Origin of the sequence: Nonomuraea ferruginea, from assembly GCF_039540635.1 — a bacterium.
GTDB classification, from domain to species: Bacteria; Actinomycetota; Actinomycetes; order Streptosporangiales; family Streptosporangiaceae; genus Nonomuraea; species Nonomuraea ferruginea.
In genome coordinates this window covers 688,879-708,378 of record NZ_BAABFD010000002.1, presented here as the reverse complement: position 1 = coordinate 708,378, position 19,500 = coordinate 688,879, and the positions used below count along the sequence as shown (strand labels likewise).

General features: G+C 72.5%; 16 protein-coding genes. 9 read left to right on the top strand and 7 right to left on the bottom strand.

All coding sequences use genetic code 11. From position 1 onward, the window contains the following. Positions 1-15: 15 nt before the first annotated feature. Positions 16-1,272: a right-handed parallel beta-helix repeat-containing protein gene (locus tag ABD999_RS06565; RefSeq protein ID WP_261808640.1), complete on the top strand. Its 1,257-nt coding sequence runs from the start codon at positions 16-18 to the stop codon at positions 1,270-1,272. A 2-nt stretch (positions 1,273-1,274) separates the two neighbouring features. Here the strand turns inward: ABD999_RS06565 and ABD999_RS06560 are convergent, their stop codons facing one another. After that, complete coding sequence (locus ABD999_RS06560; RefSeq protein WP_148032436.1) at positions 1,275-1,832, bottom strand: hypothetical protein; 558 nt, start codon at positions 1,830-1,832, stop codon at positions 1,275-1,277. 177 nt (positions 1,833-2,009) lie between these two features. On the opposite strand from ABD999_RS06560, the gene ABD999_RS06555 reads away from it, so the two are divergent. The 4 genes from ABD999_RS06555 (at position 2,010) to ABD999_RS06540 (ending at position 6,198) form a co-directional block, all read left to right on the top strand. Next, positions 2,010-2,174, top strand: a complete 165-nt coding sequence (locus ABD999_RS06555) for a VOC family protein (protein WP_271279748.1) — start codon at positions 2,010-2,012, stop codon at positions 2,172-2,174. Positions 2,175-2,456: 282 nt separating this feature from the next. Further along, the gene (locus ABD999_RS06550) at positions 2,457-3,059 is read left to right on the top strand and encodes an ACT domain-containing protein (RefSeq protein WP_187281236.1); all 603 of its coding nucleotides are present in this window, start codon (positions 2,457-2,459) and stop codon (positions 3,057-3,059) included. A gap of 249 nt (positions 3,060-3,308) precedes the next feature. Next, complete coding sequence (locus tag ABD999_RS06545) at positions 3,309-4,526, top strand: acyltransferase family protein (RefSeq protein ID WP_271279749.1); 1,218 nt, start codon at positions 3,309-3,311, stop codon at positions 4,524-4,526. Between the two features lie 487 nt (positions 4,527-5,013). Further along, the gene (locus ABD999_RS06540) at positions 5,014-6,198 is read left to right on the top strand and encodes a type 1 glutamine amidotransferase family protein (protein WP_271279750.1); all 1,185 of its coding nucleotides are present in this window, start codon (positions 5,014-5,016) and stop codon (positions 6,196-6,198) included. A 96-nt stretch (positions 6,199-6,294) separates the two neighbouring features. On the opposite strand, the gene ABD999_RS06535 is transcribed toward ABD999_RS06540, so the two are convergent. Beyond that, positions 6,295-7,578 (bottom strand): ABC transporter ATP-binding protein, encoded by a 1,284-nt coding sequence (locus ABD999_RS06535; RefSeq protein WP_271279751.1) that lies wholly within the window; start codon positions 7,576-7,578, stop codon positions 6,295-6,297. 229 nt (positions 7,579-7,807) lie between these two features. Here ABD999_RS06535 and ABD999_RS06530 point away from each other — a divergent pair, with 229 nt between their 5' ends. The 3 genes from ABD999_RS06530 (at position 7,808) to ABD999_RS06520 (ending at position 11,801) form a co-directional block, all read left to right on the top strand. Next, on the top strand, positions 7,808-9,277 hold the full coding sequence (locus ABD999_RS06530) for a glycoside hydrolase family 13 protein (RefSeq protein WP_148032431.1): 1,470 nt from the start codon (positions 7,808-7,810) through the stop codon (positions 9,275-9,277). A 257-nt stretch (positions 9,278-9,534) separates the two neighbouring features. Further along, positions 9,535-10,560 (top strand): LacI family DNA-binding transcriptional regulator, encoded by a 1,026-nt coding sequence (locus ABD999_RS06525; protein WP_271279752.1) that lies wholly within the window; start codon positions 9,535-9,537, stop codon positions 10,558-10,560. A 362-nt stretch (positions 10,561-10,922) separates the two neighbouring features. Next, positions 10,923-11,801 (top strand): carbohydrate kinase family protein, encoded by an 879-nt coding sequence (locus ABD999_RS06520; RefSeq protein ID WP_271279753.1) that lies wholly within the window; start codon positions 10,923-10,925, stop codon positions 11,799-11,801. A gap of 47 nt (positions 11,802-11,848) precedes the next feature. Here the strand turns inward: ABD999_RS06520 and ABD999_RS06515 are convergent, their stop codons facing one another. The 5 genes from ABD999_RS06515 to ABD999_RS06495 all read right to left on the bottom strand — a co-directional run bounded on the left by ABD999_RS06515 (position 11,849) and on the right by ABD999_RS06495 (position 18,471). Beyond that, positions 11,849-13,906, bottom strand: coding sequence for a serine/threonine-protein kinase (locus ABD999_RS06515; RefSeq protein WP_345482619.1), 2,058 nt, complete (start codon positions 13,904-13,906; stop codon positions 11,849-11,851). 117 nt (positions 13,907-14,023) lie between these two features. Next, positions 14,024-14,800, bottom strand: a complete 777-nt coding sequence (locus tag ABD999_RS06510; protein ID WP_222709005.1) for an XdhC family protein — start codon at positions 14,798-14,800, stop codon at positions 14,024-14,026. Further along, positions 14,797-17,145: an aerobic carbon-monoxide dehydrogenase large subunit gene (locus ABD999_RS06505; protein ID WP_148032427.1), complete on the bottom strand. Its 2,349-nt coding sequence runs from the start codon at positions 17,143-17,145 to the stop codon at positions 14,797-14,799. The genes ABD999_RS06510 and ABD999_RS06505 overlap by 4 nt, the downstream gene beginning before the upstream one ends. Continuing rightward, positions 17,142-17,609 (bottom strand): (2Fe-2S)-binding protein, encoded by a 468-nt coding sequence (locus tag ABD999_RS06500; RefSeq protein ID WP_148032426.1) that lies wholly within the window; start codon positions 17,607-17,609, stop codon positions 17,142-17,144. Before ABD999_RS06500 ends, ABD999_RS06505 begins: the two co-directional genes overlap by 4 nt. A 1-nt stretch (position 17,610) precedes the next feature. After that, the gene (locus ABD999_RS06495) at positions 17,611-18,471 is read right to left on the bottom strand and encodes an FAD binding domain-containing protein (protein WP_148032425.1); all 861 of its coding nucleotides are present in this window, start codon (positions 18,469-18,471) and stop codon (positions 17,611-17,613) included. A gap of 85 nt (positions 18,472-18,556) precedes the next feature. On the opposite strand from ABD999_RS06495, the gene ABD999_RS06490 reads away from it, so the two are divergent. Continuing rightward, positions 18,557-19,465 (top strand): LysR family transcriptional regulator, encoded by a 909-nt coding sequence (locus ABD999_RS06490; protein ID WP_271280189.1) that lies wholly within the window; start codon positions 18,557-18,559, stop codon positions 19,463-19,465. Positions 19,466-19,500 lie beyond the last annotated feature (35 nt).

Genomic DNA, 19,500 nt, shown 5'->3' with positions numbered 1-19,500 from the left:
TTATAGGTGTGCCCGATGAGGTTGCTGTCCGTGGCCGTCCTGGCTTCGCTCCTGCCCGCCCTGCCGCTGCCGGCCCAGGCGGCCGCCCACGCCGGCACCACCTACTACGTGGACTCCAAGGCGGGTGACGACGCCGCCGACGGCACCGCCGCCGACCGGGCGTGGCGGTCGCTCGACGCGGTCAACGCCGCCGACCTCAAGCCCGGCGACACCGTCGCCGTCAAGCGCGGCAGCAGCTTCACCGGCTCGCTCGTACTCGCCGCGAAGGGCACCGCCCGCTCGCCCATCACCGTCAAGGCCTACGGCAAGGGCGCGCTGCCCAGGATCGGCGGCAGGGACGCCAACTGCGTGGTCGTCGCCGGCGACCACTGGCGCATCAGCGGCCTGCGCGCCAGCAACTGCGCCTGGGCGGGGTTCGAGATCAAGGGCGACCACAACGTGCTGTCCAAGGTGCAGGCCGACCGCAACGTGACCGGCGCGACCGTCACCCCCAGCGGGTCCCGCAACACGATCAAGGACAGCACCTTCACCAGGAACAACCGGATGAGCGTCAACGACAAGGGCGGCGACAACGACTCCGGCGCCTTCGGCATCCTGCTCAACGGCGACGACAACCTCGTCACCGGCAACACGATCACCGGCAGCCACGCCAAGAGCTACGACTACGGCGTCGACGGCGCCGCCATCGAGATCTTCGGCGGCAACCGCAACCGGATCACCCACAACCGCACCCACGACAACAACACCTTCAGCGAGCTCGGCGCCAAGAAGGGCGACACCGCCACGGGCAACGTGTTCGCCTTCAACGTCGTCACCTCCTCGCTGAAGACCGGCTCCTTCCTCGTCACCCGCGGCGCCCGCCACGTCGTGGGCCCGGTCAAGGGCACCACGGCCGTGCACAACTCCGTCTACATGCCGGCCCGCGACACCATCGGCTGGTCCTGCCACGACGGCTGCTCCCCGTCGATCCTGAAGCTGCGCAACAACGTCATCGTGGTGGGCGGCACGGCCGGCTACGAGGACGCCAAGGGCGCCGACGAGGCGAGCAGCGTCTACAAGGCGCGCAAGGCCGAGTTCAAGCTCGGCTCCGGCTCCGTCATGGCCGACCCGCGCTTCGTCTCGCGGACCAACCTGCGCCTGGCGCCCTCGTCGCCGGCCCGTGGCCGCGCGGTCCGCCTCGGCCCGTCGTGGTTCGGCGGCGCCGCGCTGGCCAAGGACATCACCGGCAAGCCGCTGCCCTCCTCCACCCGCCACGCGGGCGCCTACCAGTAACGTCAGCCGATGCCGTAACGGCTCGACATCCAGTCGTAGACCTGGCGGGCGGCGGGCTCGTCGCCGCCCAGCAAGGTGATCAGCCTGCCGGTGCGGCGGGTCAGCACGCACGCGAAGCTCTCCGCGAACAGCTCCGACACGTCCTGCCGGTACGGCGACTCCAGCCGGGGCCGGCGCAGCGCGTGCAGGAAGGTCCACCAGCGGTCGGCCGAGGGCCGGCCGTCGGAGTGGTCGATGGCGTGGCCCAGCTCGTGACCGCACACGTTGACCGACGGCGAGGGTACGCTGCCGACCGCGATGCGGCGCAGGACCGGGTCGTAGACGCCGGCGCTCCGCTCCCACGTGCCCTCCTGCTGCGGCAGCGGGATGGCGCGCAGCTTCTCGAAGGCCGGCAGGTCAGGAACGGAGCCGGGGCCCACCACCAGGCCGCCGTCGAGGTGGTCGGCCAGGCGGGCGCCCAGGGCGCGCGGCACCGCCGCGAGCGTCATGACGGCCACGAGTGACTCCGGCGGCGGCAGCGTCCCCGGCTCCCACATCCGCGTCAGCCTGTGCTCCAGCACGCCGACATGCAGCCATCCAGGCCATCCTCTGCGCCTCACCGTACCGCGCTCTCTGCAACCGTTCTCAGGCCACCCTCGTGACCGAGATCAATGATTACCTATCCGCGACCCTGTGGTGGTGTCGAAACGGGCGCGATCCGCACGACGCTTCCTGTGAAAGCGACGAGAGAGAGACCCATGGGCTGGAAGATCGAAGTCGTCCCCATCCCCGTCGCCGACGTGGAGAAGGCCAAGGGGTCCTACAGCGAGCGGCTGGGGTTCACCGTGGACCACGACTCGCGGGTGAACGAGGAGACGCGGGTGGTCCGGCTGACGCCGCCCGGCTCGGGCTGCTCCATGTGAGCGCGGTCAAGCACTACGAGCGGGACGGCACGCTCGCCGAAGGGCGGGGCGGCCGATGGAACTCGTGTTCTTCGACGACCTCGACGGCGACGGCCGGGTGCTGCAGGAGCGCGCCTGACGGCGGCTTGGCGCAATACGCGGTCAGTCTTGCCCGGTTCTTGGCGGCGTGAACCGGTATGGAAGCTGCATGCTGGGATTAAGCGCAGCAAGCGTGACATATCCGTGGAACATGCCGGAAACCTCTCCGCGGCACTGTGAAAGCCTCGGAAAAGGGGAGGGGCAATGCTGCTGCGACTGAGGGTGTCGCTAGCCGACCGGCCGGGAGGGCTCGGCCAGGTCGCCAAGGTGCTGGGCACGCTGGGCGCCGACATCCTCCAGGTCACCGTGCTCGAACGTGAGATGGGCAGGGCGGTGGACGACTTCGTGGTGTCCTGGCCGGGCCCGGCGGGCGCGGACGAGGTGCGGGAGCGGTTCTCCGCCGTGCCAGGCGTGCGGGTGGAGGGCGTGTGGCCGACCCGCGAGGTCCCCGGCTCCGCGCCCGACTACGACCTGCTCATGCACGTGGCCGCCGAGCCGTCGCGCGGCCTCGCCACGCTGGTGGACGCGCTGCCCGGCCTGTGCGGCGCGGAATGGTCGGTGGCCTATGCCGGCGGCTCGGTGGTCCACAGCTCCATCGCCGCGCCCGAACTCGTCGACCTGCCCGAGCCGCCGCCGCGCGCCGCCACGCTGGACGGCGAGAAGGTGCGGCTCATGCTGCTGCCCATGACCGCGTACCAGCTGCACCTGCTCGTGGCCCGGGCCGACGGGCCCGGGTTCCACCGCGCCGAGCTGGAACGGGCCGTGCGCATCGTGGACGTCGTCTCCGCCCTGGCCGCCCGCGTCTGACCGCCCGTACGCCCGCGGGCCCGTCCACACGCTCCGGACGGCCCTCCGGCACCGTCCACCCACCGCTGACGCGGATCCGGAAGTCGGACGGTCCTCCGCCACCGACCACCCCGCCTTTTCGTCCACCCACCGCTGAGGCGGACCCGGTAGTTCGTCCGGGATGGGAAGACTGTGGCTTTAGGGAGAAGATTTCGGGGTTGTTGTTGATCGCCGAGCATTTCTCCTATGGGTACGGGTAGGTTTGGGCGGGTGTCAGAAGCCTCCGCTCCGGCCCAGCCACGCCTGGCGTGGCTGGACGCGCTGCGTGGCATCGGCGCGCTGGCCGTGGTCGCCGAGCACATGACCCCGTGGTTCCTGCCTTCCGTGCGCCCGCAGTGGTTCCATCTCGGCGTGTACGGGATCTTCGTGTTCTTCCTGGTCAGCGGCTACATCATCCCGGCGTCGCTGGAGCGCCACGGCGACGTGCGCACGTTCTGGCTCAGCCGCGTGTTCCGCCTCTACCCGCTCTTCCTGGCCGTCGGCCTGCTGGTGGTCGCGCTCCACTGGTGGGTGCCGGTCCGCGAGGCGGTCGAGCGCGACTGGGCGTCGGTCGCCGGCCACGCCACCATGCTGCTCGACGTCGTGGACGTGGCCGGGGTCGCCGACACCATGTGGACGCTCTCGTACGAGATGGTGTTCTACCTGATGGTCACGGCGCTGTTCATGGTCCGGCTGCACCACCGCAGCGGGCTGCTGGCGATGCTGTTCGCGGCCGGGGCGGTGGCGACCGGGGTGCTGATGACGCGGGGGGTGCTGACCGGCGGCTGGGTCGCGTACGTGTCGTGCGCGGTGTTCGTGACCGGCCTCGTCTGCCTGATCACCGGGCGGTTCCGCCGGACGGCCGCGGCCGTGCTGGGCGTGATGGCGCTGACGCTGCTGGTGCTGGGCAGCCGGGTGCCGTGGGTGGGGGTGGCGGTGCTGGCGCTGATGTTCGCCGGCACCGCGATCTACCGCTGGGAGCGGGGCGAGGGCCGGTTGTGGCCGGTGGCGGTCACGCTCGTGGCGGTCGCCTGCGTGCCGTTCTTGGCGATCATGGCCGGGTGGTGGTGGGTCCAGCCCGACATCTGGATCACCACGATCGTGCTCGTGGCCGCCACGTTCGCGGCGGGCATGGCGCTGCGCGGGCGGCGGGTGCCCCGGGTGCTCGTCTGGCTGGGGCTCGTCAGCTACTCGCTCTACCTGGTGCACCACCCGCTGCTGAGGTACTTCACCTGGGTGTCCGGCGACCTCCGGGCGGAGCCGCTGCCCTACCAGCTCGCCATGACGGCGCTGGCGCTGACGATGGTGGTGCTGGTGAGCGCGTTCACGTACCGCTTCGTGGAGCGGCCCATGCAGGAGCTGGGCCGGCGGATCGCGCGGTCGAGGTCGTCCACCGTTCCAGCGCGGGGGCCAGCAGAGGATGCCTCAGCAACGTCCGCCGCACGATAGGGTCCTCCGTCATCAGGAACGCCAGGTGGCGGACCGCGTGCGCGGCCACGTGGGCCACCTCCACCCGCTCCGGCGAGGGCCGGGCGGGAGCCGCGCCCATGGCGAGCTCCAGCCGGGGCAGCGCGACGGCGGGCAGCCACGGCGCGGGGTCGGGGCACACCGCGTAGGTGAGCACGATCTCGCCGCCCGCCAGGTGGCGCCAGCTCGTGGAGTGGACGACGGTGAGCGGGTCGCCGGCGGAGATCCCGCAGACGCGGCGCGCGGCCTCGTCGGGGCTCTCGCCGGGCTCCGGACGCGTCTCGGCGCGCCGGTAAGCCCACGAACTGTCGGCGTCCGCCCTTAGCATGAGCGTCTCGACCCAGACCACGTGTCTTCCCGTCACCGTCCGCAGCTTACTGCCAATCATACGCAATAACGTAAATCCCGCATGTGTGTCGCCTCTCTTGCGGTAGTGGTCGGGAGGCGGACGACGGAAGGGGGAGGGCCCATGCCCGGCTTGCTCGTGCTGATGGGATCGGGAGAGACGAGCCCGACCATGGTGGAGGTGCACCGCGCCGCCGCGCGCCGGCTGCGGCCGGGGGCGCGGGCCGTGCTGCTCGACACGCCTTACGCGTTCCAGGAGAACGCGGCCGACATCTCCGCGCGCGCCCGCCGCTACTTCGCCCGCAGCGTCGGCCTGGACGTCGAGGTGGCGCCCGGCGTCGCCGGCGCCGACTGGGTGTTCTCCGGGCCGGGCAGCCCCACCTACGCGCTCGACCGCTGGACCCACTCCGGCGTGGCCGGCGACCTGCGGGCCAGGGTGCGGGCGCGGTCCGGGGTGACCGTGCTCGCCTCCGCCGCCGCCTGCACGGCCGGCCTGGCGACGGTGCCGGTGTACGAGATCTACAAGGTCGGCGCCGAGCCCTGCTGGCGCGAGGGCATCGACCTGCTGGAGCCGCTCGGGCTGCACGCCGTGCTGATCCCCCATTTCGACAACGCCGAGGGCGGCACCCACGACACCCGCTACTGCTACCTGGGGGAGCGGCGGCTGTCGCGGATGGAGCGCGAGCTGCCGCCGGGCACCGCCGTGCTCGGCGTCGACGAGCACACCGCGCTCGTCATCGACCTGGAGACGGAGGCCGTCGAGGTGGCGGGCCGCGGCGGCGTCACGGTCCGGCTGCCCGGCTCGGTCACCGTGCTGCCCGCGGGCACCCGCACCGGGCTCGCCGAGCTGCGCCGCCTCGCCGAGGGCGGCGCCGGCACGCCCGTCCCGGCCCCGCCGCCGGCGGTCCAGCAGGCCGGGGTGACGCTGGAGGAGACCATGAGTGCCGCCGAGCGCGCCTTCGCCGCGGCGGTGGCCGCGCCCGACCTGGCGGCGGCCGCCCGCGCGGTGCTGGAGCTGGAGGCCGAGATCGTCTCCTGGGCGGCCGACACCGAGGAAGACGCGGGCGGCGTCGACCAGGCCAGAGAGCTGATGCGGCTGCTGATCGCCCGGCTCGGCGAGCAGGCGGCCACGGCGGGCGTCCACACCGTCATGGGGCCGCTCCTGGCGCTCCGCGGAGAGCTGCGCGCCCAGGGCCGCTACGAGGTGGCCGACGCGCTGCGCGAGGCCCTGCTGGAGGGCGGCGTGCTGGTGGAAGACACGCCCGACGGCCCGCGCTGGACGGTCGTGCCCCCGCCGCGCCCCCGGTGAGCCATCGCGGGATCGAACCCCGGGGCGCGCGGGCGCGTACCTGTCTGCGAGGGCTCCGGCGAGGGAGGCGGCGAGGGAGGCGGCGACGTGCGGTGGCTAGCGGCGCGGCTTGTCGATGCGGGCGCCGTCGGGGGTGAAGATCATCAACCGGCTCATGTCCACGCCCACCTTGGCCGCGTCGCCCGTACGCCACACCGGGCGGTTGCCCAGCCGGACCGTCAGGTCGGCGCGGCGGTGCACGCCGTTGCCGACGTTCTGGCCGACCTGCTCCTGTTCCTGCGGCTCCTCCTCCCGCTGCGGGAACATGCGCCGCATCAGCGCGCCGATCCCGCCCGAGGCGGCGTGATGGCCGTTGCGCCCCTCGCGCGGGTCCGGCGGCTCGGGCACCGGCACGGCCGGCACCCCGCACTCGATGTAGGCCATCCACTCGTGGCCGTGATACTCCAGCGTGCGCACCCGCCCGTAGAAGGCCGGTCCGTCGTACGACTCCGGCACCGGCGCCAGCCCGTCCGGCCGCATGCCGACCAGCACCTGCCCGCCGGTGTGCTGCGAGATCGCGTACGCGCGCGGGTCGCTCCACGGGATGGACAGCCGGTGCGGGCCGAAGTCGAGCAGGACGAACTGGTTCTGCGGCGTGTGCACGTTGGCCGAGAGCAGGTTGAGCTGCTGGGAGTTGAGGAACGCGGCGACGAAGGCGGTCGCTGGATCGTTGTAAATCTGGGCCGGAGTGCCGACGTCCTGCAGCACGCCGCGGTTCAGGATCGCGATGCGGTCGGCCAGCGTCAGCGCCTCCACCTGGTCGTGCGTCACGTAGATGGTGGTGATGCCGAGCGACCTGACCAGCGCGGAGATCTCCATGCGCAACTCGGTCCGCATCCCCGCGTCCAGGTTCGACAGCGGCTCGTCCATCAGGAACAGCTTGGGCTGCCTGACGATCGCGCGGCCCATGGCCACCCGCTGGCGCTGGCCGCCGGAGAGCGTTCCCGGCCGCCGCTCCAGGGTCTCGTCGATGTGCAGGGCCTTGGACAACTCGGTGACGCGGTCGCGCACCATCTGCGGGTCCGCCTTGGCGATCTCCAGGGGGAAGGCGATGTTGCCGCGCACGGTCCGGTGCGGGTAGAGCGCGCCGCTCTGGAACACCATGGCCACGTCGCGGTCGCGGGGGGCCACGTGGTTGGCGAGCTGGCCGTCGAGCCAGAGCTCGCCCTCGGTGATGTCCTCAAGGCCGGCGATCATGCGCAGCAGTGTGGACTTGCCGCAACCGGACGGGCCGAGGAGGACGAGGAACTCGCCGTCCTCGGCCCTAAGGCTCAGCTTGTCGACCGCCAGGTAATCACCTGGATACACCTTGGTCACGTTGTCGAGAACGACTGAGCTCATGGGCCCACACCTTGCGCGCGTGTCACCTGTGACGGGGACGGATTGAAGAGGTAGTACATCGCGCATTAACACTGCATGTCCACCCTTGACATAAAAGTTCTGCTGATACCTGGTTTCGGTCGAGAGTTTTGGGGTGCCTTACGCCGTTATTTCCGAAATGTGTTACTTGGAAGGGCTTGCGAAAACTTGCGGTAAGGTCTTTCAATGGTCGGGACTCAGGGGGTGGCTTATGGCGACGTGGTGGCGGGACGCCGCGATCTACCAGGTGTACGTGCGTAGTTTCGCCGACGGCGACGGCGACGGGGTCGGCGACCTGATAGGCGTCCGTGATCGCCTGCCCTACCTCGCCGCGCTCGGCGTGGACGCGATCTGGCTGACGCCCTTCTACCCCTCGCCGATGGCCGACTTCGGCTACGACGTCGCCGACTACCGCGACGTCGACCCGCTCTTCGGCACGCTCGGCGACGCCAAGGCGCTGATCGACGAGTCACACGGGCTCGGCCTGCGGGTGATCGTCGACATCGTGCCCAACCACACCTCCGACCAGCACCCCTGGTTCCAGGAGGCGCTGCGCGGGGCCAACCGCGACCGCTACGTCTTCCGTGACCGGCCCAACGACTGGGAGTCCATCTTCGGCGGCCCGGCCTGGACCCAGGTCGCCGACGGCCAGTGGTACCTCCACCTGTTCGACCCCTCCCAGCCCGACCTCAACTGGGAGCATCCCGAGGTGCGGGCCGAGTTCGAGTCGATCCTGCGCTTCTGGCTCGACCTGGGCGTCGACGGCTTCCGGATCGACGTGGCGCACGGCATGGTCAAACCGGCCGGCCTGCCCGACATCGGTCACTCCGGGCAGACCCGGCTCATCGGCAACGACGTGGTGCCGTACTTCGACAACGACGGCGTGCACGAGATCCACCGGTCGTGGCGGCGCATCCTCGACTCGTACCCGGGGGAGCGGATCGGCGTGGCCGAGGCCTGGGCGCCCACCCCCGAGCGCCTGGCCCTCTACGTGCGGCCGGACGAGCTGCACCAGGCGTTCAACTTCCACTACCTGTTCGCCCCCTGGGAGGCTCAGGCGCTGCGCGAGGTGATCGACAGCTCGCTCGCCACCGCCGCCTCGGTCGGCGCGCCGACCACCTGGGTGCTGTCCAACCACGACGTCAAGCGCCACGTCACCCGCTACGGCAGCCTGGCCAGGGCCCGCGCCGCCGCCCTGCTCACGCTCGCCCTGCCCGGCTCCGCCTACATCTACCAGGGCGACGAGCTGGGCCTGCCCGAGGTGCTCGACCTGCCGGAGGAGGTCCTGCGCGACCCGCAGCGGCTGCGCGACCCCGACAGCGGCCGCGACGGCTGCCGGGTGCCGCTGCCCTGGACGCGCGACCTCGGCTGGCGTGAGCCGTGGCTGCCCATCCCCGCCGCGTGGGCCGGGCTCAGCGTGGAGGCCCAGCAGGGCGTGCCCGGCTCCACCCTGGAGCTCTACCGGGAGGCGCTCCGGCTGCGCCGCTCCTTCGACGGCGACCTGACCTGGCACGACTCTCCCGAGGGGACCCTCGTGCTGTCGCGGGGCGACCTGCTGTGCACCGTCAACCTGACAGGGTCACCGGTCGGCTTCGCCGTCGACGGCGACCTCCTCCTGGCCTCGGACGAGCCCGGCGCGCCCGATTCGGCGGCCTGGTGGAGAATGAGGCATCCGGCCTGACGGGTTCCCGCTTCACGGCCCGTCGCCCGCGCGAGAGGATTCTCGTTGAGGTCCCACACCGGCTCCACAGGCCTTCCGGCGCTCCGCCGGCCCGTCGGCGAGCGCCTCGGACCGTCTGCCGGACGATCGAGGCCGGTTCGCACTGCTGTTCGATATGAGACGATGTGCCGGACCGTGAATCGCCTGCCTCTTGTGATGCTCCGCAAGGGTCCGATTCCTCCCTCGCCTGAAGGCGGGGGCTTACTCGGAGGTTTCTGATGAACGGACCCGCCCGCCTTGCCGACATCGCGGCCCAGGCCGGGGTGAGCGAGGCCACGGTCAGCCGCGTGCTCAACGGCAAGCCGGGCGTCTCGGCGACGACCCGCCAGGCGGTCATGACCGCGCTCGACCTCATGGGCTACGAGCGGCCGCCCCGGCTGCGCCAGCGCAGCAACGGCCTCATCGGGCTGGTCACCCCCGAGCTCGACAACCCGATCTTCCCGGCGTTCGCGCAGGCCATCGAGAAGGCGCTGACCCAGCACGGCTACACGCCCGTGCTCTGCACGCAGCTGCCCGGCGGCGCCCCCGAGGACGAGTTCACCGAACTGCTGGTCGACCGCGGGGTGAGCGGCATCGTGTTCGTGTCAGGGTTACACGCCGACACCACCGCCCGCATGGACCGCTACACCCGGCTCACCGACCGCGGCCTGCCGATCGTGCTGGTCGACGGCTACAACGAGCACATCGACGCCCCGTTCATCTCGGCCGACGACCGCATGGCCGCCCGCCTCGCCGTCCGTCACCTGGCCGACCTCGGCCACGAGCGCATCGGGCTGGCGCTCGGGCCGCGCCGGTTCGTCCCCGTCATCCGCAAGATCGAAGGCTTCCGCGAGGCCATGAGGGTGCTCCTCGGCGCCGACGACGTGGACGACCTCATCACCCACTCGCTGTTCTCCGTCGAGGGCGGCCAGGCCGCCGCCACGCAGCTCCTCGACCGCGGCTGCACCGGCATCGTGTGCGCCAGCGACCTGATGGCGCTGGGCGCGATCCGCGCCTGCCGCCAGCGCGGGCTCACCGTGCCGGGCGAGGTGTCGGTGGTCGGCTTCGACGACTCGCCGCTCATCGCCTTCACCGACCCGCCGCTGACCACCGTGCGCAAACCGATCGGCCCGATGGCCACGGCCGCCGTGCAGACCCTCCTCGAAGAGGTCGGCGGCGCGTCCGCCAAGCACGTCGAGCTCATCTTCCAGCCCGAGCTGGTGGTCCGCGGCTCCACCGGCTCCGGCCCGCTGGTCAACCGGTGATGGTTCTGGCAACCCCTGGCCGGGTGCCGCTCCTGGTGTCCGGTGGCTCGCTGTCGGTTTCGGGTGATGCTTCCGGAGGGTGCCGCTCCTTGTGTCCAGGAGCTGGCCGTCAGGGGAGCTGAGGGTTTTGCGGGTGATGGTTCTGGCAATCTCCGGCCGGGGGACAGCCGCCGGGGCAGTTGAGGGTCTTTTCCGGTGATTCTTCGGGGAACTTCCGGCTGGGTGCCGCTTCGGGTGGCCGCGGACCGTCGTCGGGGCAGGCAAGGGCTTTTTGGGAAACCCCTCGGGCCGGGCGCCGTCATGCGTGCCTTACGGCCCGCTGTGCCCGCCGTAAGTGCTCGTGCGAGGAGGAGGGCGGGACTGTGACGTGTGACGTGCTGGTGCTGGGCGGGGCGGGGGTCGACACCACCGTTTACGTGCCGGAGCTGCCGCTGCCCTACCGTGACACCTATCCGGTGCCGCCCGTGGTCGATCGGATCGGGAACACCGGGTCAGGGGTGAGCCTCGGGTGCGCGGCCCTCGGGATGGACGTCGCCTTCGCCGACCTGATCGGCGACGATCCGCAGGGCGCGCTCGTCCGTGACGCGCTGCGCCACGTCGCCTGCGCGTGGGGCACCGCCGCCGGGGGCACCCGGCGCAGCGTCCTGCTGGTCGCCCCCGACGGCCGCCGCACGTCGTTCTTCGACGCCAAGGCCACCCCCGGCGAGCGCCTGCCCCGCGCGCTCTACGCCGGCGTCCGGGCCCGTCACGTGCACGTGTCGCTCTCCGACATCTGCCGCGACGTCTTCGACGACCTCGGCGGCGTGCCCGTCTCCACCGACCTGCACGACTGGGACGGTGCCGACGACTTCCACCAGGACTTCGCGTACCGCTCCGACCTGGTGTTCCTGTCAGCCACCGCGCTGGAGGACCCGGTGGCGGCGATGCGCGGCATCCTGGCCCGCGGGCGCGCCCGCACCGTCGTCTGCACCCGCGGCGCCGGCGGCTGCCTCGTCCTGACGCGCGGCGGCGAGGTGCGCGCCTTCCCCGCCGCCCCGCTGCCGGCACCGGTCGCCGACAGCAACGGCGCGGGCGACGCGTTCGTCTCCGGCTTCCTGTACGGGACGCTCAACGGGCTGCCGCTGGAGCGGTGCGTCACGCTGGGGGCGGTCGCCGGGGCGCACGCCTGCACGGTGCCGGGCACCCACGAGTCCCCGATCACCGAGCCCGTCCTCCTGGCCCGCGCCTCAGCAGACATCTGAGCCTCGGTCGAGCCCTGAGCCTCGGTCGAGACCTCAGCGTCCGCCGATCACCTGACTCGGTCGAGTGCTACGCGGCAGGCGGGCGGCTCGGCGCACTCGCTGACGGTGAAGGTCAGCTTGCCGTCCTGCACCGGGTTGCCCGCCTCGCCCGCGGACGGGCCACGGGACATCCACACCAGCACGGCGACCAGCAGCGCGAGCAGCACCAGCATGATCACCACAGCGGCCAGGCAGCCGGTGAACAGGCTCCGGCCCGGCTTGGCGGGCCGGGCGCCGGGCGGCAGCGGGCCACGGCGGGGCAGCGGGCCCTGCCCGGTCTGATGCGGAGGCATCTGCGGCGCCTGACGCCCCGGCCGCGGGAAGCGCCCGGACGTCTCGGCGGGCGGCATGGGCGCCGCCTGCCGCGGCCCCTGGAAGGTCCCCGACGCCTCGCCGGGCGGCCCCTGACGCGGCCCACGCCCCCCGGACCTCGGCACGTTCCCTGAGGTCTCCGCAGGCGGCACAGCGGGGCGCGGCCCCTGATGCGGCCCGCCCGGCCCCGGCCGCGGCACGTTCCCGGACGTCTCGGCAGGCGGCGCCTGGTACGGCCCCCCGGGCCCGGAGCGCCGGAAGTTCCCCGACGTCTCGGCAGGCGGCACAGCGGGGCGCGGCCCCGGCCGCGGTACGTTCCCGGACGTCTCCGCGGGCGGCGCCTGATGCCCGCCCGGCCCGGAGCCTGGGAAGTGTCCGGGCGCCTCGGCAGGCGGAGCCTGGTGCGCGCCCGGGAAGTTTCCAGGCGCCTCGGCCGGTGGCGCCTGGTGCGGACCGGCGGGTCCCGGGGTCGGGAAGTGTCCGGGTGCTTCGGCGGGCGGCGCCTGGTGCGCGCCCGGCCCGGAGCCTGGGAAGTGTCCGGGCGCTTCGGCCGGTGGCGCCTGGTGCGCGCCCGGGAAGTTTCCAGGGGTTTCGGCTGGGGGTGGGGCGTCGGTGGGTCTCGGGGCGGGGCCTGCGGGAGCCGGTTGACGGGACGCGTCGGGACCCGGCATGGGGAAGCGGCCGGAGGTGTCGGCGGGCGGGGGGCCGCTGGGGGCGCCCGGCGGGGGCTGGTGGGGCGCGCCGGGCTCGGGGCGGGCGAAACGGCCGGAGGTCTCGGGGTGCGGCTCCGCCCTGCCGCCCTGGTGCGGGGCACGCGGGCCCGGGTGAGGGTGCGCGCCGGGACGGTGGGCCAGCGGGGGGAACTCCGCGGGGTTCCAGGAGTCCGTGAGATGGCGGGAGGCCGCGAGCTGGGCCGCCGGCTCGTCGGTGGCGCTCACCAGCTCCAGCAGCAGCTGCTTGGCCGTCGGACGCCGCGCCGGGTCGGGATGGATGGCCGCGGCCACCAGCCGGTCGAGCGGCGCGGGCAGCCCGCGCAGGTCGGGCGGGGCGGTGCGGGCCCTGGCCGCCATCACGTAGGCGTCGCCCTCGCCGAACGGATGCCCGCCCAGCCCTGCGTACGCGATCAGCGACCCCCACGCGAACACGTCGCCCGCCGGGCTGGTGCGGCCCTCGAAGACCTGCTCGGGAGCGATCCACCCCGGAGTGCCCATCACCATGCCGGCGTTCGTGTGACGCGAGCTGACGTGCGTGGACCTGGCCAGCCCGAAGTCGATTACCCGCGGCCCGGCCAGCGTCAGCATCACGTTGGCCGGCTTGAGGTCGCGGTGGACCAGCCCGGCCGCGTGGATGGCGGTCAGCGCCGCGGCCACCCCCACGGCCGCGGAGTGGAGCATCGACGGCGACAGCCGGCCGTGCTCGATGAGGTGGTCCTCCAGCGAGACGCCGTCGATGAACTCGGTGACGAGGTAGAGCACCCCGTCGTGCTCACCGTGGTCGAGCACCCGGGCCGTGCAGAACGACGCGACCTTGCGCGCGTTCGACACCTCCTCGTGGAAGCGCGCCCGGTAGACGGGGTCGGCGGTGAAGTCACGCCGGATCGCCTTGAGCGCCACCGTCGCGCCGTCCGGCCCCTTCGCCAGATAGACGGTGCCCATGCCACCGGACCCGAGCCGGCCGGCCAGCTCGTACGGCCCGATCGCGGGCGGGTCCTCTGGCGTCAGCGGAGTGCCAGCGGAGCGGCCCTGCTGCCCCAACGTCGCTGTCCTCTCGCCGTCGTCATCCCGTCGACTCAACCGACCGTTTCCTCCGCCCGGCATGCCTTTGTGCACCCCAGACTCTAACGGAGTAAGGGCCTGCCCGCTGGCCGGGAGCTAGGACCGGACGCCGAGCTGGATGATCTCCGCGTGGACCGACACCGCCACCTCTCCCGGCGTCCGCGCGCCGATGTCCAGCCCGGCCGGCACGCGCACCCGGTCGCCGCCGTCCACCCCTGCCAGCACGCCTGCTCCCCGCCTGCGGCTGGCGATGAGACCCACGTACGGGACGCCGGCCGCCAGCGCGGCCCGCAGCACCGGCTCCTCGGACACGCCGTGCGAGGCCACCAGCACCGCGGTGGTGTCGGCGGCGATCGCGGCCCACGGGTCGGCCGACGCCTCCACCTGGTAGCCGAGCGCCCGCCCCACCTCGGCGAACGCCCGCGCGATCGGACCGTCACCGTACACGTGCACGAGCACCGGCGGCAGCACGGCCTCCAGGAAGATCTCCAGCGTGCCGCCGGACAGGCACGGCTGGCCGACGGCGACCAGCCCCTCCTCCTCGCGCGGCTCGCCCTCCTCGGGCGTGATGCGCAGCAGCGTCGAGTGCCCGGCGCGCCTCGGCTCCAGCAGCCGCAGCCCCTGGGCCCGTACCGTGTCGAGCGCGCAGTGCCCGCCGACGAACCCCTCCACGGTCCCGTCGGCCAGCACGAGCGCCCGGTCGCCGGCCTTCGCGCTGGTCGGCCGCTGCGCGCGCACGACCGTGGCCAGCACGTACGGCTCCCGCCCCGACCGCAGCTCGGCGGCCCGCTCCCGCACGTCACGCGGCGGGGCCGGCGCCCCGCCCGTCCGATCACGGCGGCGGGGCGCCGGCATGCCGATGAACTCGCTCATGAGATGGCCAGGTCCGTCCTGAACGGCCGCCCGTCGATGGTCCGCCACACGTTCGCCGGGGTCAGCGGCATGTCCGCGTGCCGGATCCCGTACGGCGCGAGCGCGTCCACCACGGCGTTGACCACGGCGGCGGGGGAGCCGACGGTGGCCGACTCGCCGACGCCCTTGGCCCCGATCGGGTGGAACGGCGACGGGCTGACCGTCTCGCCCAGCTCCCACGACGGGCACTCCATGGACGTGGGCAGCAGGTAGTCCATGAAGGAGGCGCCCAGGTGGTTGCCGTCCTCGTCGAACGCCATCACCTGCATGAGCGCCATGCCCACCCCGTCGGCCAGGCCGCCGTGCACCTGCCCTTCGACGATCATGGGGTTGATGCGCACCCCGCAGTCGTCCACCGCCACGAACCGGCGCACCTTCACCTGCCCGGTGCCCGGGTCGACGTCGACCACGCAGATGTAGGCGCCGAACGGGTAGGTGAGGTTCGGCGGGTTGTAGACGGTCACCGCGTCCAGGTGCCCTTCGACGCCCTCGGGCAGCTCCAGGTTCGAGTGCGCGGCCAGCGCGATCTCCGCGAGCGACTTGGCGGTCGACGGGTCGCCGACCACCGACCACTTGCCGTCCTGCCACTCCAGGTCGTCCGGGCTGGCCTCCAGCATGGCCGCGGCCACCAGCTTGGCCCGGTCGCGCACCTTCCTGGCCACAACCGCGGTCGCCGCGCCCGACACCGGCGTCGAGCGCGACCCGTACGTGCCGAGACCGAACGGCGTCTGGTCGGTGTCGCCGTGCACCACCTCCACGTCGTCGGCCGGGATGCCCAGCTCGTTGCCGACGATCTGGGCGAACGTGGTCTCGTGCCCCTGGCCCTGCGACTGGCACGACACCCGCAGCACCGCCTTGCCCGTCGGGTGCACGCGCAGCTCGGCGCCGTCGGCCATGCCGAGGCCGAGGATGTCCATGTGCTTGCGCGGCCCGGCGCCGACCGCCTCGGTGAAGAAGCTGATGCCGATGCCCATCAGCTCGCCCCTGGCCCGCTTGGCGGCCTGCTCGGCGCGGAGCTCGTCGTAGCCGGCCATGTCCAGCGCCAGCCTCAGCGTCTTGGGGTAGTCGCCCGAGTCGTACTCCCAGCCGGTGGGTGAGGTGTAGGGGAACTGGTCGGGCTTGAGCAGGTTGCGCATGCGCAGCTCGGCCGGGTCCACGCCCAGCTCGGCCGCCAGCACGTCCATCAGGCGCTCCACCAGGTAGACGGCCTCGGTGATGCGGAACGAGCACGCGTACGCGACGCCTCCTGGCGCCTTGTTCGTGTAGACGCCGGTGACCTCGCAGTGCGCGGCTTCGAGGTCGTACGAGCCGGTGAAGACGTGGAAGAACCCGGCGGGGAACTTCGTCGGCTGGGCCGTGCCGTTGAACGCCCCGTGGTCGGCCAGCACCTTCACCCGGATCGCCTTGATCCGGCCGTCCCGGTCGGCGGCGATCTCGCCGTGCATGTGGTAGTCGCGGGCGAAGGAGGTGCTCATCAGGTTCTCCGAGCGGTCCTCCATCCACTTGACCGGGCGGCCGGTGACGATCGAGCCGACGATCGCGCACACGTACCCGGGGTAGATCCCGACCTTGTTGCCGAACCCGCCGCCGATGTCCGGCGAGATCACCCTGATCTTGTGCTCGGGCAGGCCCGCCACCATCGCGTACAGCGTCCGGTGCGCGTGCGGCGCCTGCGTCGGGCACCACACGGTCAGCTTGCCGGTCACCTTGTCGAAGTCGGCGAGCGCGCCGCACGTCTCCAGCGGCGCCGGGTGCACGCGCGGGTAGAGCATGTCCTGCGCGACCGTCACCTCGGCCCGCTCGAACAGCTCGTCCGTCCTGGCCCTGTCGCCCGCCTGCCAGTCGAAGATGTGGTTGTCGGCCTTGCCCTCCAGGTCGTCCCTGATCACCGGGGCGCCGGCGTCGAGCGCGGTCCTGGCGTCGATGACCGCGTCCAGGGGCTCGTACTCGACCTCGATCAGCTCCAGCGCGTCGCGCGCCGCGTAGCGGTCCTCGGCCACCACGAACGCGACCTCCTGCCCCTGGAAGCGCACCTTGTCCGTGGCGAGCACCGCCTGCACGTCGTTGGACAGGGTGGGCATCCAGGCCAGGTTCAGCCCGGCCAGGGTGGCGCCGGTGACGACGGCCTTGACCTTGGGGTGCGCCTCGGCCGCCGAGGTGTCGATCGACACGATCCGCGCGTGCGCGTAAGGGCTGCGCAGGATCGCGCCGTGCAGCATGCCGGGCAGCTTGACGTCGTCGACGTAATTGCCGCGGCCCCGGATGAAGCGGGCGTCCTCCTTGCGGTGCATGCGTCCGAAGCTCATGACTTGGCCTCCGCCTCTGCCGCCCAGCGGATGGACCGGACGATGTTCTCGTAACCGGTGCACCGGCAGAGCTGGCCGGAGATCGCCTCGCGGATCTCGCCCTCGTCCGGGTCGGGCTTGTTGTCCAGCAGCCACCGCGCCGTCAGCAGCATCCCCGGCGTGCAGAACCCGCACTGCAGGCCGTGGCACTCCACGAACCCCTTCTGCACCGCGTCCAGCTCGCCGTCCTTCTCCAGCCCCTCGACGGTCGTCACCTCGTGGCCGTCGGCCATCACCGCCAGCACCGTGCACGACTTGACCGGCACCCCGTCGAGCTGGACGGTGCAGACCCCGCAGTTGGAGGTGTCGCAGCCCCAGTGGGTGCCCGTCAGGTCCAGCTCGTCGCGCAGGAAGTGGGTCAGCAGCAGCCGCGGCTCCACGTCGCGCTCGTACGGCTGCCCGTTCACCGTCACCGTGATCCGCATGTCAGATCCTCTCCACAGCCCTGGCCAGTGCCCGCCGGGTCAGCTCGGCGGCCAGGTGGCGCTTGTAGTCGGCGGGTCCCCGCTGGTCGGAGTGGGGTTCGCAGTGCTCGGCGGCGATCCGGCCCGCCTCCGCGAACACCTCCGCGCCCGGCGGCTTCCCTATCAGGTGCGCCTCCGCCTCGGGCGCGCAGAAGTGCTCGGCGCCCACCGCCGTGAGCCCGATCCCGGCCCGCGCGATCACCCCGCCGTCCAGCTGGAGCACCGCCCCGGCCGCCGCCACCGGCCAGTCGCCGACGCGCCGCTCCACCTTCTCGTACGCGCTCCCCGCCCCGTCCAGGATCGGCACCCGGAGCGCGAGCAGCAGCTCCCCGTCGCCGACGGCGGTCTCGTACGGTCCCTCATGGAACTCCCTGACCGGGACCTTCCGGACACCCGCCGGGCCCTGGATGACCGCGGTGGCGCGGAGCGCCGCGAACACCGCCGCCAGGTCCTCCGACGGGTCGCCCTGGCAGAGCGAGCCGCCCACCGTGCCCCGGTTGCGGACGATCGGGTCGGCGATCACCCGTTCGGCGTCCTCGAAGATCGGGTACGGGCCGGTGGCGACCGCGCCGGCCAGGAGCTCGGCGTGGCGCACCATCGAGCCGATGACCAGCTCGCCGTCCTCCACCGAGAGCTGGGCCAGCTCGGACAGTCCGTTGATGTCGATCAGCGCCTCGGGCTGGGCCAGGCGCAGTTTCATCATCGGGATCAGGCTGTGGCCGCCGGCCACGACCCGGGCGTCGGGGCCGTACCTGTCCAGCAGCTCTAACGCGTGCGGGACGCTGCCCGCTCTTTCGTACGCGAACGTCGCGGGAACTTGCATGCCTGCACAGTGCTGTCACCCTTTCGGCTGGACAATCCAGAAATAAGGGATTCCTTAATCCGTGCCGGGAATCTATGAAGAAAGGGTGACCCTGAGCCAGCTCGGCGCATTCGTCTTCGTGGCCCGCCTCGGTTCCGTCAAGGCCGCCGCCCGCGCGCTCGGCATCAGCGAGCCCGCCGTGTCGCAATCGCTGGCGCAGCTCCGCCGCCACCTCGGCGACCCCCTGCTCACCCGCTCCGCCGGCGGCATGGTGCTCACCGAGGGCGGCCGCCGCCTGCTCGGCATCGCCTCCCAGATCGTCGCACTCGGCGCCGAGGCCGTCGCCGCCGTCCAGCCCGGCGGCCCGGCCCGGCTGCACGTGGTCATGGACGGCGTCCTCGCCGAGCACGTCGCAGGGCCGCTGGTCTGCCTGTTCAACCAGCGCAAATCCATGGACGCCAGCACCGGCGTCGCCGCCACCGCCGAGATGCCGCTGCTGCTCACCAGCCGCCTCGCCGACGTCGCCGTCGGACCGCAGCTGACCGGCCCCGGACTGGTCAGCCGGCCGGTCCTGCGCTGCCGCCTCGTCGCCGTCGCCGCCCCGCACGGCCACCGCGACCACTGGCTCGTCGGTCCCTCCGGCACCGACCCGGCCGGCGACAGCGGCCGGCTGCTGCGGCTGCTGCGCGTACCGGAGTCGCACGTACGCGTCTTCGCCAACCAGACGGCGGCCTGGAAGGCTGCGGCGGAGGGCGCCGGCGTCGCCCCCGCCGTCGCGCACCTGGTGGCGTCCCAGGTCCGGCGCGGGGAACTGGTGGTCGTGGAGACGGCGGCCACCCCCATGCCGGTCTCCTGGTACGCGACCGTCCTGGAACCCGGCACCCGATCGGCCTCGGCGGACGCCTTCCTGGACTTCCTCACGACCCCGGCGGCCACCCAGGTGATGCGCTCCCCGGACGAGGGCATCCCCCGAGCCCGCTTCCGCCCCCCGGTCCACGTGTCGATCTGGAGCTGACCGTCACTCCCTCCTCAGAAGTGCCAACCTTCCAC

Coding starts and splice junctions, on each gene's coding strand:
- ABD999_RS06565 (WP_261808640.1), top strand. CDS start 16: ATGAGGTTGCTGTCCGTGGCCGTCCTGGCTTCGCTCCTGCCCGCCCTG.
- ABD999_RS06555 (WP_271279748.1), top strand. CDS start 2,010: ATGGGCTGGAAGATCGAAGTCGTCCCCATCCCCGTCGCCGACGTGGAG.
- ABD999_RS06550 (WP_187281236.1), top strand. CDS start 2,457: ATGCTGCTGCGACTGAGGGTGTCGCTAGCCGACCGGCCGGGAGGGCTC.
- ABD999_RS06540 (WP_271279750.1), top strand. CDS start 5,014: ATGCCCGGCTTGCTCGTGCTGATGGGATCGGGAGAGACGAGCCCGACC.
- ABD999_RS06535 (WP_271279751.1), bottom strand. CDS start 7,578: ATGAGCTCAGTCGTTCTCGACAACGTGACCAAGGTGTATCCAGGTGAT.
- ABD999_RS06530 (WP_148032431.1), top strand. CDS start 7,808: ATGGCGACGTGGTGGCGGGACGCCGCGATCTACCAGGTGTACGTGCGT.
- ABD999_RS06525 (WP_271279752.1), top strand. CDS start 9,535: ATGAACGGACCCGCCCGCCTTGCCGACATCGCGGCCCAGGCCGGGGTG.
- ABD999_RS06510 (WP_222709005.1), bottom strand. CDS start 14,800: ATGAGCGAGTTCATCGGCATGCCGGCGCCCCGCCGCCGTGATCGGACG.
- ABD999_RS06505 (WP_148032427.1), bottom strand. CDS start 17,145: ATGAGCTTCGGACGCATGCACCGCAAGGAGGACGCCCGCTTCATCCGG.
- ABD999_RS06500 (WP_148032426.1), bottom strand. CDS start 17,609: ATGCGGATCACGGTGACGGTGAACGGGCAGCCGTACGAGCGCGACGTG.
- ABD999_RS06495 (WP_148032425.1), bottom strand. CDS start 18,471: ATGCAAGTTCCCGCGACGTTCGCGTACGAAAGAGCGGGCAGCGTCCCG.